The following is a 16066-nucleotide window of genomic DNA, read 5'->3' on the forward strand; positions in this document are numbered from 1 at the left end:
GCGCGCGGCTGCGGCGCGGTGCGCGTCATGGCCTGCGGGGTTGCCGGCCTAAGGGGTGTGCGTGGCGGCGCGACCCAGCGCCAGGCCCTTCAGTACGTTCAGTGCCTGCGACAGCGCGTAATCCTGGGTGGCCAGCTTGCCGTCGTCATCGGCGGCGCCCTTCTCGTCGGCCGAGGCTTTTTCGTTGACCAGGTGGTTGGGCAGGTCGGCCTCGGAGCCGATCAGCTGGGGTGCCGTCTCGCTCTTGGTCACCGACAGATCCGCCAGCGCGATGTCGGGTTTGATTCCCTCGGCCTGGATCGATGTGCCGTTGGGCGTGTAATACCGCGCCGTGGTGATCTTCACCGCGTGGTCCGCGTCCAGCGGCAATACGGTCTGCACCACGCCCTTGCCAAACGTGCGCCGGCCCATGATCAGCGCGCGATGGTTGTCCTTGAGCGCACCGGAGACGATCTCCGCCGCAGACGCCGTGCCGTTGTCGGCCAGGATGATCATCGGTGCGCCCTTCAACAGGTCGCCGGGGTGCGCGTCGAAGCGCAGGTTGGCGTCCTGCAGGCGGCCCTTGGTCGTGACGATGGTACCCGCGTCGAGGAAGGTGTCGGCTACGCCCACGGCCGTGGTCAGGAGGCCGCCGGGGTTGGAGCGCAGGTCCAGTACCGCGCCCTTGGGCGCGCCGTTCTTCGCGATCCATGCCGCCAGCTTCGTGTCCAGGTCGGTCGAGGTATCTTCCTGGAACTGGCTGATGCGGATGTAGACATACCCCGGATCGAGCTGGCGAAGCTTGACGCTGGTGACCGCGATGCGTTCGCGCACCAGGGGCACGTCGATCGGCTTGTCCGATTTCTCGTGCAGGATCGTCAGCGTGACCTTGCTGCCGGGATCGCCGCGCAATTTCTTGAACGCGTCGTCGATGTTCTGGCTGTCGACGACCGTGCCGTCCACCTTGAGGATGGTGTCGCCGGCCTTGATGCCACCGCGCGAGGCGGGCGTGTCGTCGATCGGCGAGACGATCTTCAGACTGCCGTCCACCTGCAGTACCTCGATGCCCAGGCCACCGTACTGGCCCGTGGTGTCTTCATCGAGTTCGGCCAGGCCTTCCTTGTCGAGGTATTCGCTGTGCGGGTCGAGGTTCTGCAGCATGCCGCCAATGGCGGCCTTCATGATCGTCTTGTTGTCCAGTTTCTCGACATAGGCCTGCTGGACGATGTGGTACACCCGCGTGAAATTGCGAATGTCGTCTAGGTCCACCGTGTCGTCGGCCTGGCTGGCCACCTTGGCGGCCGACGTGGACGACGCCGCGGGCGCATCGGGCTGCCGGATGGGCGTCGGCTTCGCCTGCTGTGCATCGGCGGCAGGAACCGTCACCGCACCGGCAAGGGCCAGTGCGAGGGCGAGACGAAGGGGGTGCTGGCGCATGCGTGTCTCCGGGATCAATGCTTCTTGCTCAGCCAGCCGCGCGCATCGATGGGCTTGCCACCCTGGCGCAGCTCGAAGTACGCGCCGTTGTCACCGGCGGGCGCGGCGGCCGTGCCGACGGCTTCGCCGGCCTCCACCATGTCGCCCACGCCGTGCAGCAGCGTCTCGTTGTTGCCGTACATGCTCATGAAACCGTTGCCGTGGTTGACGATGATCATCATGCCGTAGCCGCGCAGGAAGTTCGCGAACACCACGCGACCACGCGCCACGGCCTTTACCTCGCTGCCGCGCGGCGCGACGATGATCACGCCGCTGCCGAAGGCGTGCACCGGCCCGTTGGTCGGCCAGGGCAGGCTGCCGCGCAGGTTGCCCACCGGTGCGGCGGCGGGCGCGCCCTTGGGCGCCGGTGCGGGCTCGGCCGCCTTGGCCGCCTCGTCGATCACTTTCTGCAGTCGCGCGACCAGCGCGTTCATGTCCTGCTCGTTCTGCTTGAGGGCGGCGATGCGCTGGGCCTGGTCCTTGTATTTCGAATCCGCCTCGGCCACCAGTTTCGCCTGGCTGGTCCGCTGCTTCTCCAGTTCGGCGGCGCGTGCCTCGCGCTCCGCCCGGGTGGCCTCGAGTTTCTGCTGTTCGGCCGTGATGGCAGCTTCGACCTCCTGCAGGCGGGAAAGATCCGCCAGCAGCCCGTGGATCTTCTCGACCCGGTTGTCCTGGAAGTAACGTGAATACGCCAGGGCGCGGGATATCCGGTTGACGTCCTCGTCGCCCAGCAGCAATTGCAGGTCGGAACCACGGCCCAGCGTGTAGGTGGCGCGCAGCAGGTCGCCCAGGGCATCCTTCTGCTTCGAGAGACCGGCTTCCATGCTGGCGCGCTGCGTGTTCAGCTGTTCGAGGTCGTGCTGGCGCTGCTGCAGGTCGCCGTCGGTGGCGCGCACGGCCTTCGCCGCAGCCGAGACCTGCTCGGCCTGTTTCGCCAGCGCGGCATTGGCGCTGTCGCGGGCGTTGGCCGTTTCGCGCTGTTCCTTCGTCAGGTTGTCGATGTCCTTGCGGACACCTTCCAGCTTCTGCCGGGTTTCCTCCTGCTGCGTCCGTGCCTTCGCATCCTGGGCCGCCAGGGCGGGTGGCGTGGGCGAGAGGGAGGCAGCGGCGAGGGCGAGGATGAAGGCGAGGCGGGGACGTGGGCGCATCCGGCGATTATTACCCATCCCGGGGCCGGGCCGCCTGTCCGTGCCCGGGAATGCCCCGAGGGACTTTTGTACCCCGCCGCGCCACCGGTACCAGTCGAACGGCCGCCCGGCCGGCACGGACCGGCGGCAGGGGCTGGTATGGCCTTGCAGGCGCTGACGGGCGCCATTCGCGCGCAGTGGTCTGCGGGGGCCATCCGTAAGATTTTCGTTGCATTCGTGTTTGGACGTCCGAACGCTTTGACGCGCCGCGGCAAATGTGACTAAAGTGGGTCGCTCGTCCTCTGCGCATGCGTGAAGAGTCGGCCGTTCCAGGTCGTGGGGCCACGCATGCGCCACCCCAGCAAAACCAAGCCACCAGGAGGCGGATGGTGAAGCAAGGCATTCCGCGCCTCTATGACGAGGCGTTCGAACACGACAGCTGCGGCTTCGGTCTCGTCGCGCAGATCGACGGTCACGCCAGCGCCGCGCTGGTCGACACGGCGTTCGACGCACTCGCCCGTCTTTCCCACCGCGGTGGCGTCAATGCCGACGGCATCAGCGGCGACGGCTGCGGCGTGCTCATCCGGCGCCCGGTGGAGTGGCTGCGCGCGCTCGCTGGAGAAGCGGGCATCACGCTGGCTACGCACTTCGCCGCGGGCGTGGTGTTCCTCGATCCGCAGGGCGACGATGCCGCGGCCCGGGTGCTCGAGGACGAGCTGGCGGCGGTGAAACTTTCCGTCGCCGGCTGGCGCGATGTCGCCGTCGATACCGCGGCCTGCGGCCCGCTGGCTGCGTCGTCCATGCCGCGCGTGCGGCAGGTATTCGTCGACGCCCCGGGCGACATGCCCGTCGCGGCGTTCGAGGCCGCGCTGTTCCGGGCGCGTCGTCGCACGGAACTGCGCCTTGCCGACGACAGGCAGTTCTACGTGGTCTCGCTGTCCGGTGAGGTCATCGGTTACAAGGCCATGGCCGCGCCCGGCCGCCTGCGCCAGGTGTATCCCGACCTCGCCCATCCGGCCCTGGTGGCGGACGCGGTGGTCTTCCACCAGCGCTTCTCGACCAACACCTCGCCGCAGTGGCGACTGGCCCAGCCTTTCCGCCTGCTGGCGCACAACGGCGAGATCAACACCATCCGCGCCAATCGTCGCTGGATGCAGGCGCGCACGGCCGTCATGCGCTCCGAGCACGTTGACCTGTCGGACATCGGTCCGCTGGTGCGCCAGAGCGGCTCGGACTCGGAAAGCCTCGACAACGCCCTCGAAGTGCTGCTGATGGGTGGCATGGACCTGCTCACCGCCATGCGTGTGCTGGTGCCGCCGGCCTACGCCGCGCGCGAGGACATCGACGAAGACCTGGCCGCGTTCTACGAATACTACGCGCTGCACAGCGAACCCTGGGACGGCCCGGCCGGCCTGGTCATCTGCGACGGACGCTATGCCGCCTGCACGCTGGACCGCAACGGCCTGCGTCCGGCGCGCTGGGCGCTCTCGGACGACAACCACCTGATCGTGGCCTCCGAAGCCGGCCTGTGGGATGTCCCGTCGGCGCGCATCGTCGCCAAGGGTCGCCTTGCGCCGGGCGAGATGATCGCCGTCGATTTCCGCGAGCATCGCCTGCTGCGCGATGCCGACATCGATGCGATCAACCGTGGGCGTGCCCCGTTCCGCGACTGGCTGCGCGAAGGCGTCACCTATCTCGAATCCGACCTGATCGATCCCAGCCTGGCCGCCGAGCCCTTGCCGGCGGACGAACTGCGCCGCTACCAGAAGCTCTTCGGGCTGTCGCGGGAGGAGTGCGAGTCGGTGCTGAAGGTGCTGGCCGAAACCGAAGCCGAGGCCACCGGTTCGATGGGCGACGACACGCCCATGGCCGTGCTGTCGCGGCAGATCCGTCCGTTGTTCGACCGCTTCCGCCAGGGCTTTGCCCAGGTGACCAACCCCCCGATCGATCCGCTGCGCGAGCGGCTGGTGATGTCGCTGGTCACCCAGATCGGCCAGGAGCGCAACATCTTCGACCTCGGGCCGGAGAACGCCCGTCAGATCCTGCTCAACTCGCCGATCCTCTCCCAGCGCAAGCTGCGCCAGATCCTGGCCAATCCGGAGTACGCGGACACGCCGCGCTTCGACCTCATGTACGGCGCGGACGAAACCCTCGAGCAGGCGCTGGCCCAACTCTGCGACGAGGCGGAAGCCGCCGTGCGCAAGGGCGTGCGCATCGTGTTCCTGAGCGACCGCTACCCGCGTCGCGACCTCCTGCCCATCCATGCGCTGCTGGCCACCGGCGCCGTGCACGCGCGGCTGGTCGACAAGGGCCTGCGCTGCCAGTGCAACATCATGGTCGAGACGGCCACGCCACGCGATCCCCACCACTTCGCCTGCCTGATCGGTTTCGGTGCCACGGCCATCTATCCGTGGCTGGCCTACCAGAGCCTGTTCGACATGGGCCGCAGCGGACACATCCGCAACGGCGAGGGCGCACCGCGCGAGATCGGCCGCAACTACCGCCGCGGTATCCGCAAGGGCCTGTTGAAGATCCTCTCGAAGATGGGCATCTCCACCGTCGCGGGCTATCGCGGTGCGCAGCTGTTCGAGATCGTCGGCCTGTCGCCGGAAGTGGTGGCAGCCTGTTTCCCGGGTACGCCCTCGCGTATCGGTGGCTCCACCTTCGACGACCTGGAACGCGAGCAACGCCTGCTGGCCGCGGAAGCCTGGGACGAAGCGCACGCGCTGCGTGCCGGCGGCCTGTTCAAGTACGTGCACGGTGGCGAATTCCACATGTACAACCCCGATGTCATCGCCACGCTGCAGGTGGCGGTGCGCACGGGCAACTACGCCGACTACGAAGCGTACGCGCACCATGTGGATACGCGGCCGCCCTCGGCACTGCGCGACCTGCTGGTGCCACGCGTGGGTACGCCGATCCCGCTGGACCAGGTCGAGCCCGTGGAGGACATCCTCCGTCGCTTCGATTCCGCGGGCATGTCGCTGGGTGCCCTGTCGCCGGAAGCACACGAGGCACTCGCCATCGCGATGAACCGGCTCGGTGGGCGCAGCAACTCGGGCGAAGGCGGTGAGGATCCCTCGCGCTACGGCACCGAGCGCGCGTCGAAGATCAAGCAGGTGGCCTCGGGTCGTTTCGGCGTCACCCCGAGCTACCTGGTCAACGCCGAGGTGTTGCAGATCAAGATCGCCCAGGGTGCCAAGCCGGGCGAGGGTGGCCAGCTGCCCGGTCACAAGGTCGATGCCACCATTGCGCGGCTGCGTTACGCCAAGCCGGGCATCGGCCTGATCTCGCCGCCACCGCACCACGACATCTATTCCATCGAAGACCTGGCCCAGCTGATCCACGACCTCAAGGAAGTGAATCCGAAGGCACTGATCTCGGTCAAGCTCGTCTCGCACGCGGGCGTAGGCACGGTGGCCGCGGGCGTGGTGAAAGCCGGCGCCGACCTGATCACCGTGTCCGGCCACGACGGAGGCACCGGCGCCAGCCCGCTCACCTCGATCAAGTACGCGGGCACGCCGTGGGAACTGGGCCTGGCGGAAACCCAGCAGACGTTGCGCCTGAACGACCTGCGCGGTCGCGTGCGCCTGCAGACGGACGGTGGCCTGAAGACCGGCCTCGACGTCATCAAGGCTGCGCTGCTGGGTGCTGAAAGCTTCGGCTTCGGCACCGGCCCGATGGTGGCGCTGGGTTGCAAGTACCTGCGCATCTGCCATCTCAATAATTGCGCCACGGGCGTGGCCACGCAGCATCCCGTGCTGCGGCAGAAACACTTCATCGGCCTCCCCGAGATGGTGATGAACTACTTCCGCTTCATCGCGGAGGATGTCCGTCGCCACCTCGCGCAACTGGGCGTGCGTTCGCTGGCCGAGCTGATCGGCCAGAGCGGGCGCCTCGAACAGCGCGAGGGCGTTACCATCGTGCAAGAGCGCCTGGACCTGGCCCCGCTCATCAGCGAGGACGGCCTGGGTACGAAGGTGGACTTCGCCTGCACCTTCGCACGCAACCCCATGCGCGATCCGGCCACCCTCGCCAGCCGCATCGCCGCGGAAACCCGTGAAGCGGTCACGGATGGGCTGGGCGGCAGCTTCACCTATCCCATCGTCAACACCGACCGCGCCATCGGCGCGCGCCTTTCCGGTGACGTGGCCCGTCGCTGGGGCGACATGGGCATGAGCGGCAAGCCGGTCAACCTGCACCTGTTCGGCTCAGCCGGGCAGAGCCTCGGTGCATGGAATGCCGCCGGCGTGCATATTGACCTCACCGGCGAGGCCAACGACGGCGTGGGCAAGGGCATGGCGGGCGGCCGTCTGGTCATCCGTCCGCCGGCGGATTCGCCCTTCGCCAGCCAGGATGCCTCGATCATCGGCAACACCTGCCTCTACGGCGCGACCGGCGGCGAACTCTACGCCGCGGGCCAGGCCGGCGAACGCTTCGCCGTGCGCAATTCCGGGGCGCTGGCCGTCGTCGAGGGCGCCGGCGATCACTGCTGTGAATACATGACCGGCGGCGTGGTGGCGGTGCTGGGTCGCACCGGGCTGAACTTCGGCGCGGGCATGACCGGCGGCTTCGCCTACGTACTCGACATCGAGCGCAACTTCGTCGATTGCTACAACCACGAACTCGTCGACATCGTGCGTATCTCGCACGAGGGCATGGAACATTACATGCAGCACCTGCGCCAGCTCATCGCCCGGCATGCCGAACTCACCGACTCCGCCTGGGGCCGCCAGGTGCTGGGCGATTTCCGTGGCCTGCTGCAGCGGTTCTGGCTGGTCAAACCCAAGGCCGCCAGCCTCGATGCGCTGGCGGAAGAACTGCGGAGTGCCGCATGAGCAGCAAGGATTTCCGTTTCCTCGAGATCCCGCGACAGACGCCACGCACGGTGCCGGTCGCCGTGCGTGTGCTGGGATACGGCGAAATCTCCGGCGACTTCGCCCCTCCGGAGGCCGCCGCGCAGTCCGAACGCTGCATCGACTGCGGCAACCCGTACTGCGAGCACGCCTGCCCGGTGCACAACTACATCCCGAACTGGCTGAAGCTGGTCCAGGACGGACGGCTGTTCGAAGCGGCCACGCTGATGCACGAGACCAATCCGCTGCCGGAAATCTGTGGTCGCGTGTGCCCGCAGGATCGCCTGTGCGAGGGCGCATGCACGCTGGAGCAGGGCGATTTCGGCGCCGTCACCATCGGCAGCGTCGAGCGCTGGGCCACGGACGAAGCCATCCGCCAGGGCTGGCGCCCCGACCTGTCACGGGTGAAGGACACCGGTGCGCGAGTGGCCATCGTCGGTGCCGGTCCGGCCGGGCTGTCCTGCGCGGATCGCCTGCGTCGCGCGGGCATCGCTGCCGATGTGTTCGACCGGCAGCACGAGATCGGCGGCCTGCTGACGTTCGGCATCCCGCCGTTCAAGCTCGACAAGGCGATCGTGCGCACGCGGCGCATGGTGCTCGAGGGCATGGGCGTTACCTTCCACCTCGGCGTGGAGATCGGGCGCGACATCGCGTTCGACGACCTGCTCGCCAATTACGACGCCGTGTTCGTCGGCACCGGTGCGTACACCTACGTGGACGGCCAACTGGAAGGTCGTGACCTGGCGGGCGTGCATGATGCCTTGCCCTTCCTCATCGGCAACACCGAGCGGCTGCTGCGCGACGAGGAGCCGTCCGCCGAGTACGACCTCGCCGGCAAGCACGTCGTGGTGCTCGGCGGTGGCGATACCGGCATGGACTGCAATCGCACGGCCATCCGCCTGGGTGCCGCCTCGGTCACCTGCGTGTACCGTCGCGACGAGCCGAGCATGCCCGGCTCGCGCCGCGAAGTCGGCTATTCCCGCGAGGAGGGCGTGCGCTTCCTGTTCCAGCGCCAGCCGATGGCCCTGCTGGGTGAGGACGGCCGCATCACCGCCGTTCGCGTCGTCGAGACCCAACTGGTGGCGGGCCTCGACGGTCGCCCGCGTCCGCAGAACATCGAAGGCAGCGAAACCGACCTGCCGGCCGACGTCGTCATCCAGGCCTTCGGATTCCAGCCGAGTCCGCCCGACTGGTGCGACGCCTTCGGCATCGAACGCGATCACAGCGGACGCATCGCGGTCGGTGGCGAAGGTCGCCTGCCGCTGCAGACCAGCCATCCGCAGGTGTTTGCCGGTGGCGACAACGTGCGCGGCGCCGATCTGGTCGTCCGTGCCGTCTACGATGGCCGCGAAGCCGCCGCCTCCATCGTGCGCATGCTCGCCACCGCAAAACACACGGCCCCCCTCCGCCAGGCCGTGTAGGAGCGCACGATGTGCGCGAAAAGCCGCGTGTAGGAGCGCACGATGTGCGCGAAAAGCCGACGAAGCGGCGATGACGCACCCCCCATCGCGCACATCGTGCGCTCCTACATGGTCATCGTGACCTACGGGGCGCACAATGGGCGCATGCCGCTGCACGCCCCGACGCTGCCATGTGCCTGATCGCTTTTGCCTGGCGCGCCCACCCGCAGTGGCGTTTGGTGCTGGTCGCCAACCGCGACGAGTTCCATGCGCGGCCGACGGCGCCGCTGGCCGCGTGGGACGAGGCGCCGCAGATCCTCGCGGGTCGTGACCTCGAGGCCGGCGGTACCTGGGCCGGCGTCGCCCCGGATGGACGCGTCGGCGTGATCACCAACGTGCGCGACATGCATGCCGACCACAGTGGCCTGTCACGGGGCCTGCTGGTGGCCGACTATCTCGGCGCCACGTTGCCCGCACGCACCCACGCCATCGAACTGATGGCCAGCGCGCGGGACTATCGACCGTTCAACCTGCTGACCTTCGATCATGACGACGCGTACTACCTGGGCAACCACCCTGTGGCCCGTGCGCAGCCGGTGGCCGCCGGCGTGCATGGCCTGAGCAATGCCGACTTCAACGCGCCGTGGCCGAAGACGCGCGCGCTGGTCCAGCGGCTTGGCGACTGGCTGGCGCAAGACGGCAGCGGCGACCCTGACAGGCTGTTCGCGCTGCTGGCCGATCGCGGCGTCTGGCCCGACGACGTGCTGCCGGACACGGGTATCGGCATCGAGCGCGAGCGTTTCCTCTCCAGCGCGTTCATCGTCGGGGAACACTACGGCACGCGCGCCAGCACCGTGATCCTCGTCGACAACGAGGGCCGCACGATGATCGGCGAGCGTCGCTTCGGGCCCCACGGCGTGTTCGAGGGCGAGACCCGCATCGACGCCGACGTGCCGCGCTGATCCGCCCTTTCCCCGGCGGAAAGGCTCTTTTGCCCGGCCGGCAATTGATCCCCGCCGGCTGCGCCCCGACGATAAGGTGATCCTTTCCTGTCCGGAGCCACCCCATGCACATCGATCTCAGCCAGCGCCATGCCATCGTCACCGGCTCCACCGCTGGCATCGGCCTGGCCATCGCCACCGGCCTGGCCGTCGCGGGGGCTGCCGTGGTCGTGACCGGGCGCACCCAGGCCCGTGTGGACGACGCCATCGCTGCCGTGAAGAAAGCCGCGCCGAACGCCACCGTCACCGGTGTGGCCGCCGATCTTGGCACGGCCGAAGGGGCGGCGACGCTGACCCGCGCCGTGCCGGACACCGACATCCTGGTGAACAACCTGGGCATTTTCGAGCCGAAGGATTTCTTCGCCATCGACGACGCCGAATGGACGCGCTTCTTCGAAGTGAACGTGAACTCGGGCGTTCGCCTGTCGCGTCATTACGCCAAGGGCATGGCCGAACGTGGCTGGGGCCGCGTGCAGTTCATCTCGAGCGAATCGGGTGTGCAGGTGCCGGCCGAGATGGTCCACTACGGCGTGACGAAGACGGCCCAGCTCGGTGTGTCGCGCGGCCTGGCCGAGGTGCTGGCCGGTACCGGCGTTACCGTCAATGCGATCCTTCCCGGGCCGACCCTGTCGGAAGGTGTCAGCGAGTTCTTCGGCAAGATCGCGAAGGAACAGGGCATCGCGATGGAAGCGGTGGAGAAGGACTTCATCCAGACCCATCGTCCCACGTCGCTGATCAAGCGCCTGCTCAGCGTGGAAGAGGTCGCCAACGCCTCGGTGTACCTCGCCTCGGAACAGGCCTCCGGCACCACCGGCGCCGCGATCCGTGTCGATGGCGGCGTCACCCGCTCGATCGTCTGACCAGCGCTCACAGCTGGCACAGCACACGCGCGAAGGCGCCGTCGTCGCGTTGGTAGTCGGTGCGCGCCCCATGGAACCGCTCGGTGGTCAAGACCACCGAGCCGACCCGGTCCATGCGGAACGACTTCCATCCCCGGGACGCGCCCGACGCGCTGTCGCCGCTCACCTGATAGGCGCTGAGCAGGCGATGGCCGGCGTGGTCGTCCCCATAGACATGCGGTTGCACCAGCCGGTGCGTGCCGCCGTATTCGATGGCCAGCAGGCGTCGCTCGCGGATGGCCTGGCAGACCGCCGTGCCGTTATCGCCGGCCACCGATATCCCTCATCTGGTTCGATTTAAGTTGATTCACTTAAATTAAGTGAGAATGGAAAAACTGATTTAAAAGAAAAAAATTACTAAATACATGCACTTGAAGTCGCTCTTGAAAAATTAAGTAGCGAAGCTTAAGTTAAGTAAACTAGACTTTTGACACGTAAAACCATGGAACTGCATTTCAAGCGTCCGGATGTCGCCACCGAGTCCGCCACGTTGGTCCTGAAAGCCGGTCTCTTCACGTCGAGCACCCTGTTCCTCGGCGCGCCTCGCCGAACGGGCAAATCTACATTCCTTATCGAAGAGTTGACCCCGGCTCTCGAGAAGCTGGATGCCTTGGTGCTTTACGTCGATCTCTGGAAGAATCCCAGCACAGATCCCGGTGAACTGATTGCGAACACCATCGCTAGCGCCCTTGCCAAGGCACAGGGTGCCGTAGCACGCGCTGCTCAAGCCGTGGGGCTCAGCAAAGTCAGTATCCATGGTGTGGAGTTCAATCTCGGGGATATCGGCAGCAAGCCCGGCGCCAGTCTGGCCGATGCCCTCAAATCCCTCATCGAGAAAGTCGAAAGACCCGTCGTCCTGATCGTGGATGAGGCGCAGCACGCCATCACATCCAAGGAAGGCATGAATGCCATGTTCGCGCTCAAATCGGCGCGGGATACCATCAACAGCCCCGGTGTTACCCGGCTTGGTCTGGTGATGTCGGGCTCCGACCGCGACAAGCTGTTGCGCTTGGTGCATGGCAACAGCACGCCCTTCTTGGGATCGACGATCAACGAGTTGCCGCTGCTCGGCGATCCTTACATGGACTTCCTTGCAGGGCACCTTCGGGTTGCCAAACCAGCGCTCGCCATCGACAACCAACGCCTGTACGAAACGTTCGTTCGCTTCGACCATCGTCCTGAGGAAATCCAGAACGCCATAACCCGGGTGGCCGGACCGTTCAGCCGGCTGACGGACGACAATTTCCACGACTTGCTCGACATCCAGGCCCATCACTACGAGCAAGACCGGGCTGCGGATTATGCGAATGCTTACGAAAGCTTATCTGCGCTGGAGCGGGCCATACTTACACGCGTTCTTTCCCACGGAAAAGAAGGGAAGCTGTTCACCGGCGATGCCCTGAAGGAGTACACCGAGGCGCACGGCAAGCTGGTGCAGGCAGGTACGGCACAGGCGGCCACCGAAAAGCTCAGGAATCGAGAGCCACCGCTTATCTGGAAGTCGGCGAGGGGCGACTACGCACCGGAGGACAGCGGAATGCGCACATGGTACGAGCGGTTGGAACGGGAAGGGAGATGGCCACCCGTGGATCAGGACGCCGCGTCGACATAAAACCAGCGCCCGTCTTCGCGCACGAAGCGGCTCGTCTCCTGCATGCGCTCCGCGCTGCCGCCGCCCATGCGCAGGCGCGCCACGAACGCGACGACAGCCGTGTCCGCCGACGGATTGTCATGGCGTTTCACCGACAGCCCCAGCCAGGTGGGTCGGGGCGACTGCGTGGCCAGTCCGAGATGGGATGGCCGTGTGGATGCGTGCCACGTATCCAGCAGATACGCCTCCAGGCCGAGGACATAGGCGCTGTAGCGAGAGCGCATCAGCGCTTCGGCGGTCGGGGCGGCCTCGCCGGCGTGCCAGCGGCCGCAGCATGCGGCATAGGAGGGACCGCTGCCGCAGGGGCAAGGGCCGGACGCGCCGGCAGTGCCCGAAGAGTCCGAGGCAGCCATGGCGTCAGTCGACCTTGCCCGAGACGATCAGCGGGCCAAGGTCGTAGCCCATCGACACCGCGCGCGCCTTGAGTTCCTCGAAGGTCTTCCGGTCCAGCGAGGGCTCGCGGGACAGTATCCAGAGGTACTTGCGGCCCGGCTGGCCGATCATCGCCCAGCGGTAGTCGTCGTCCAGCGCGATCACCCAATAATCCGCCCAGACCAGCGGCACCCACGACAGCCACGCGGGCGCGAAACGCACCTGCAGCTTGCCCAGCGCGAACGGCTCGGGCCGTCGTGCCACGCCATCGCTGGCGATGGTCTTGCCCTCGGCGGTCACGCAGGCGTTGTGTACGGTGACCGTGCCGTCGGGCCGGGGCGTGTAATGCGCGGTGACATCCTTCTCGCATTTGCGCTGGAACCACATGGGCAGGCGCGCGATCTCGTGCCAGGTGCCGGCGTACCGATCCAGGTCGAGGTGCGACACGGCCGTGACCGGCGTGCTGGCGAGGGCGCCGGTGGTGGCCATGGAGAGGAGGAGGGCCGTGAGGGCGATGCGCATGGTGTAGATCCGGGGGAACGATCCCCTACGATGCGCACCGGGGCTTGAACCCCGTTTGAACTTGCGGACGACACGCCAACCCTGGCCGTTCATCGCGTCAGCAGGACCACCCGCACGCAGAGGGCCACCGCGTCGGCAGCGAGCCGCACCGTGCGTGGCCCGATGGCGCTGTCCCCCGGGACACACGCCACGCCGTCCACCTCGGCATGGCCCCGTGCCAGGTGCAGCAGGGCCACGTCCTGATGTTCGAGCATGGCGGGGCCCCGTTCGACATCGACATGGCCCCGTGCATGACTGCGCCGGACCATCAGGTTGAAATCGCGGGTGGCACCACCGGCCAGGGCGACCTCGACACGCGACTCGCCAGCGAAAGCGAACGGTACACAGGGTGTGGTCAGCGCGTGCACGCGGTTTTCGTCGAGGGTCATGGTGAAGCCGTTGCCGTCCAGCAGCACGATCGTCCGGTCGATGCCGGGAAACACCGAGAACGGCGAGGCCGTGTCGACCTCCGCGATGCTGGCCCGCCAGAGGAAATCGTCCATCGTCGCGCCGGCGGGTTCGACCTGGATCTCACGCGTGATGCCCAGGCCGTTCTTCCACGGCACGGCACGCAAGCGTGCGAAACCGATCACGCTCACGCGACGCGCTCGATATCGCGCGCGAACGGGGGCAGGGCCCGCAGCATGCCGGTGCCGTAGCGCTTGGTGACCACGCGGCGATCCAGCAGCACGATGCGACCGGTGTCGGTTTCCGTGCGGATCAGCCGGCCGCAATACTGCGTGAGGATGCGTGTGGCATCCGGCACGCTCACCTCGATGAACGGGTTGCGTCCGCGCGACTCCAGCCACTCCGCATAGGTGGCGCCGACCGGATCGGTAGGCACCGCGAACGGCAGCTGTGTCACCACCACCGTTTCGCACAGCTTGCCGGGCAGGTCCAGGCCTTCGCCGAACGAGGCCAGGCCGAACAGCGTGCTGCCCTTGCCGGCCTCGATGTCCTCGCGGTGCTCGGTGATCAATTGCTGCTTGGACAGCGAGCCCTGCGCGCGCACCTTGCGGACGAACTCGATGGGCAGCGTCTGCAGCACGCGGTCGAGCTTGGCCCGCGAGGTGAACAGCACGAGGTTGCCCGCGTCCCAGTCGAGGTTTTGCGCCAGCCAGGAGGAGATCTCGCGGGCGTGCCCTTCGCGATCGTCGGGCAGGGTCTTCATGCTGGGCACGCTCAGGGTGGCCTGGCGTTCGAGGTCGAACGGCGAGGGCAGGCTGAGCGTCACGGCGTCGTTGGGCAGGCCCACCGCATCGGCAAACCCGCGGAAATTACCGCCGGCGCTGAGCGTCGCGGACGTCATCACCACGGCGGATGCGTTGTCCCACAGCACGTTGCGCAGCAGGCCGCCGGCCGACACCGCGGAGGCGTGGCAGACCAGCTGCTGCTCCGGCGTCATGCTGACCCAGCGGGCCAGCGGCGGTCCGGTGTCGCTGTCGTCGGTGGACCAGGCGTACCACGTCTTCACCTGGCGCTCGAGTCGCTCCAGGGCCACGCCCAGCTCGCGCGACAGCGCTTCCTGGGTCGGGCCGCCCGCTTCCATTTCCACCACCGTGCGGCGCACCGTGCGCAACCAGCGCTGGATGTCGCGGGTGATGAGGTGCAGGTGTTCGGCGTGCATCTTCCAGTTTTCCGGAAGCTGCCCCAGCGATGCGCGGAACACGGGCTCGGTTTCGTTCGACGACGGTGTCCACGTCATGCGGATCTCGCGCTCGATCTCCTCCAGGGCGTTGGACATGGCGAGCATTTTCTCGTCGCCGGCCTCCAGCGTGAGGTTGCCGATGCTTTCCTTGTCGGTGAGCGAATAGGCCCCGTGGATCTGGTTCTGCAGGCGGCCGATACGGCGCACGGCAGTGGCCAGGTGGACATCCGCCGCGCCGCGGTCGATGGCCTTGGCAGGCACGTGGTGCGCCTCGTCGAAGATATAAAGGGTGTCTTCCGGCTTGGGCAGGATCACGCCGCCGAAGGTGTCTTCGTCGCGTGGCATGGTGAGGTCGGCCAGCACCAGGTCCTGGTTGGCCACGACGATGTCGGCCTCGCCGATGGCGCGGCGGGCGACGAAGAACGGACACACGGCGAAGGCGCCGCACTTGCGCCCCGTGCATCCGCCCGCGCTGGTGGTGATCATGCCGCGCACCAGGTCGGACAGCGGCTCGGGGCTGGTGTCGATATCGCCGCTCCACTCGCGCGATTCGAACGCTGCGGCCAGTTTCTCGACCGCCTTGGTGTCGCGCTCCGCCGGAGGGCGCGACCACAGGGCCAGGTCGGCATCGAAATCGAAGCCGGTCTGCGCGGCGGGCTCCGCGCCGGCCATGCGCAGGTTGCGCGGGCACAGGTAACGGCCGCGGCCCTTGGCCAGGGCAATCTTCGCTTCGACGCCGCACAGGCTGAGGTATTGCGGGATGTCCCGCTGCACCAGCTGTTCCTGCAACGCCACGGTGGCCGTGGCGATGACCAGTTTCTTCTTCTGGGCGCGCGCCACTTCCAGGCCGGCGATGAGATAGGCCATGGATTTGCCGGTGCCCGTGGGGGCTTCGATCACCGCGGCGCCGGCGGGCTCGGCCAATGCCTTGGCCACCTCGGCGATCATCTTCAGCTGGGCCGAGCGCCCCCGGAAACCCGCAAGACCGTCCTTCAGCCGCGTGTAGGCGGCGCGGATCGCGGCTTTGGTGTCGTCGGTGAGCATCGATGGGTACGGAGAGGGATGAGGCAACCGGACAAGGTTACCTCATCGACGT

12 protein-coding genes are annotated in these 16066 nt (G+C 67.2%); 5 read left to right on the forward strand and 7 right to left on the reverse strand.

Annotated elements, in window-relative coordinates:
- Positions 1-48 precede the first annotated feature (48 nt).
- Both ACVKN3_RS14860 and ACVKN3_RS14865 read right to left on the reverse strand, forming a co-directional pair.
- Positions 49-1416 (reverse strand): S41 family peptidase, encoded by a 1368-nt coding sequence (locus ACVKN3_RS14860; RefSeq protein ID WP_354516087.1) that lies wholly within the window; start codon positions 1414-1416, stop codon positions 49-51.
- 14 nt (positions 1417-1430) lie between these two features.
- Complete coding sequence (locus tag ACVKN3_RS14865; RefSeq protein ID WP_354516085.1) at positions 1431-2603, reverse strand: murein hydrolase activator EnvC family protein; 1173 nt, start codon at positions 2601-2603, stop codon at positions 1431-1433.
- A 365-nt stretch (positions 2604-2968) separates the two neighbouring features.
- Here ACVKN3_RS14865 and gltB point away from each other — a divergent pair, with 365 nt between their 5' ends.
- The 4 genes from gltB to ACVKN3_RS14885 all read left to right on the forward strand — a co-directional run bounded on the left by gltB (position 2969) and on the right by ACVKN3_RS14885 (position 10699).
- Positions 2969-7420 (forward strand): glutamate synthase large subunit, encoded by a 4452-nt coding sequence (gene gltB / locus ACVKN3_RS14870; protein WP_354516083.1) that lies wholly within the window; start codon positions 2969-2971, stop codon positions 7418-7420.
- Positions 7417-8859 carry a glutamate synthase subunit beta gene (locus tag ACVKN3_RS14875; protein ID WP_354516081.1) on the forward strand — a complete coding sequence of 481 codons (1443 nt, stop codon included), beginning with the start codon at positions 7417-7419 and terminating at the stop codon, positions 8857-8859. Before gltB ends, ACVKN3_RS14875 begins: the two co-directional genes overlap by 4 nt.
- A gap of 170 nt (positions 8860-9029) precedes the next feature.
- Positions 9030-9800 carry an NRDE family protein gene (locus ACVKN3_RS14880; RefSeq protein ID WP_285402884.1) on the forward strand — a complete coding sequence of 257 codons (771 nt, stop codon included), beginning with the start codon at positions 9030-9032 and terminating at the stop codon, positions 9798-9800.
- A gap of 104 nt (positions 9801-9904) precedes the next feature.
- On the forward strand, positions 9905-10699 hold the full coding sequence (locus tag ACVKN3_RS14885; RefSeq protein ID WP_036139388.1) for an SDR family NAD(P)-dependent oxidoreductase: 795 nt from the start codon (positions 9905-9907) through the stop codon (positions 10697-10699).
- A 7-nt stretch (positions 10700-10706) separates the two neighbouring features.
- Here ACVKN3_RS14885 and ACVKN3_RS14890 read toward each other — a convergent pair whose 3' ends face one another.
- The gene (locus tag ACVKN3_RS14890) at positions 10707-11012 is read right to left on the reverse strand and encodes a WYL domain-containing protein (protein ID WP_285402887.1); all 306 of its coding nucleotides are present in this window, start codon (positions 11010-11012) and stop codon (positions 10707-10709) included.
- 168 nt (positions 11013-11180) lie between these two features.
- On the opposite strand from ACVKN3_RS14890, the gene ACVKN3_RS14895 reads away from it, so the two are divergent.
- A complete protein-coding gene (locus ACVKN3_RS14895; protein WP_285402889.1) occupies positions 11181-12350 on the forward strand; it encodes an ATP-binding protein in 1170 nt (389 codons plus the stop codon).
- Here the strand turns inward: ACVKN3_RS14895 and ACVKN3_RS14900 are convergent.
- From ACVKN3_RS14900 to dinG, 4 genes are all read right to left on the reverse strand, one after another.
- Entirely contained in the window at positions 12329-12613 is a 285-nt protein-coding gene (locus tag ACVKN3_RS14900) for a YchJ family protein (RefSeq protein ID WP_456992012.1), read from the reverse strand. The genes ACVKN3_RS14895 and ACVKN3_RS14900 overlap by 22 nt on opposite strands.
- A 133-nt stretch (positions 12614-12746) precedes the next feature.
- Positions 12747-13283: a lipocalin family protein gene (locus ACVKN3_RS14905; RefSeq protein WP_456992014.1), complete on the reverse strand. Its 537-nt coding sequence runs from the start codon at positions 13281-13283 to the stop codon at positions 12747-12749.
- An 89-nt stretch (positions 13284-13372) separates the two neighbouring features.
- Positions 13373-13921, reverse strand: a complete 549-nt coding sequence (locus tag ACVKN3_RS14910; RefSeq protein ID WP_285402893.1) for a HutD/Ves family protein — start codon at positions 13919-13921, stop codon at positions 13373-13375.
- The gene (gene dinG, locus ACVKN3_RS14915; protein ID WP_285402895.1) at positions 13918-16014 is read right to left on the reverse strand and encodes an ATP-dependent DNA helicase DinG; all 2097 of its coding nucleotides are present in this window, start codon (positions 16012-16014) and stop codon (positions 13918-13920) included. Before dinG ends, ACVKN3_RS14910 begins: the two co-directional genes overlap by 4 nt.
- Between the last annotated feature and the right edge of the window lie 52 nt (positions 16015-16066).

It is taken from the genome of Luteibacter sp. PvP120, from assembly GCF_054055715.1.

What these genes read in the sequence shown, in the direction of transcription:
- ACVKN3_RS14860 (WP_354516087.1), bottom strand. Translation starts at nt 1,416, where the DNA reads ATGCGCCAGCACCCCCTTCGTCTCGCCCTCGCACTGGCCCTTGCCGGT.
- ACVKN3_RS14865 (WP_354516085.1), bottom strand. Translation starts at nt 2,603, where the DNA reads ATGCGCCCACGTCCCCGCCTCGCCTTCATCCTCGCCCTCGCCGCTGCC.
- gltB (WP_354516083.1), top strand. Translation starts at nt 2,969, where the DNA reads ATGGTGAAGCAAGGCATTCCGCGCCTCTATGACGAGGCGTTCGAACAC.
- ACVKN3_RS14875 (WP_354516081.1), top strand. Translation starts at nt 7,417, where the DNA reads ATGAGCAGCAAGGATTTCCGTTTCCTCGAGATCCCGCGACAGACGCCA.
- ACVKN3_RS14880 (WP_285402884.1), top strand. Translation starts at nt 9,030, where the DNA reads ATGTGCCTGATCGCTTTTGCCTGGCGCGCCCACCCGCAGTGGCGTTTG.
- ACVKN3_RS14885 (WP_036139388.1), top strand. Translation starts at nt 9,905, where the DNA reads ATGCACATCGATCTCAGCCAGCGCCATGCCATCGTCACCGGCTCCACC.
- ACVKN3_RS14895 (WP_285402889.1), top strand. Translation starts at nt 11,181, where the DNA reads ATGGAACTGCATTTCAAGCGTCCGGATGTCGCCACCGAGTCCGCCACG.
- ACVKN3_RS14900 (WP_456992012.1), bottom strand. Translation starts at nt 12,613, where the DNA reads ATGCGCTCTCGCTACAGCGCCTATGTCCTCGGCCTGGAGGCGTATCTG.
- ACVKN3_RS14905 (WP_456992014.1), bottom strand. Translation starts at nt 13,283, where the DNA reads ATGCGCATCGCCCTCACGGCCCTCCTCCTCTCCATGGCCACCACCGGC.
- dinG (WP_285402895.1), bottom strand. Translation starts at nt 16,014, where the DNA reads ATGCTCACCGACGACACCAAAGCCGCGATCCGCGCCGCCTACACGCGG.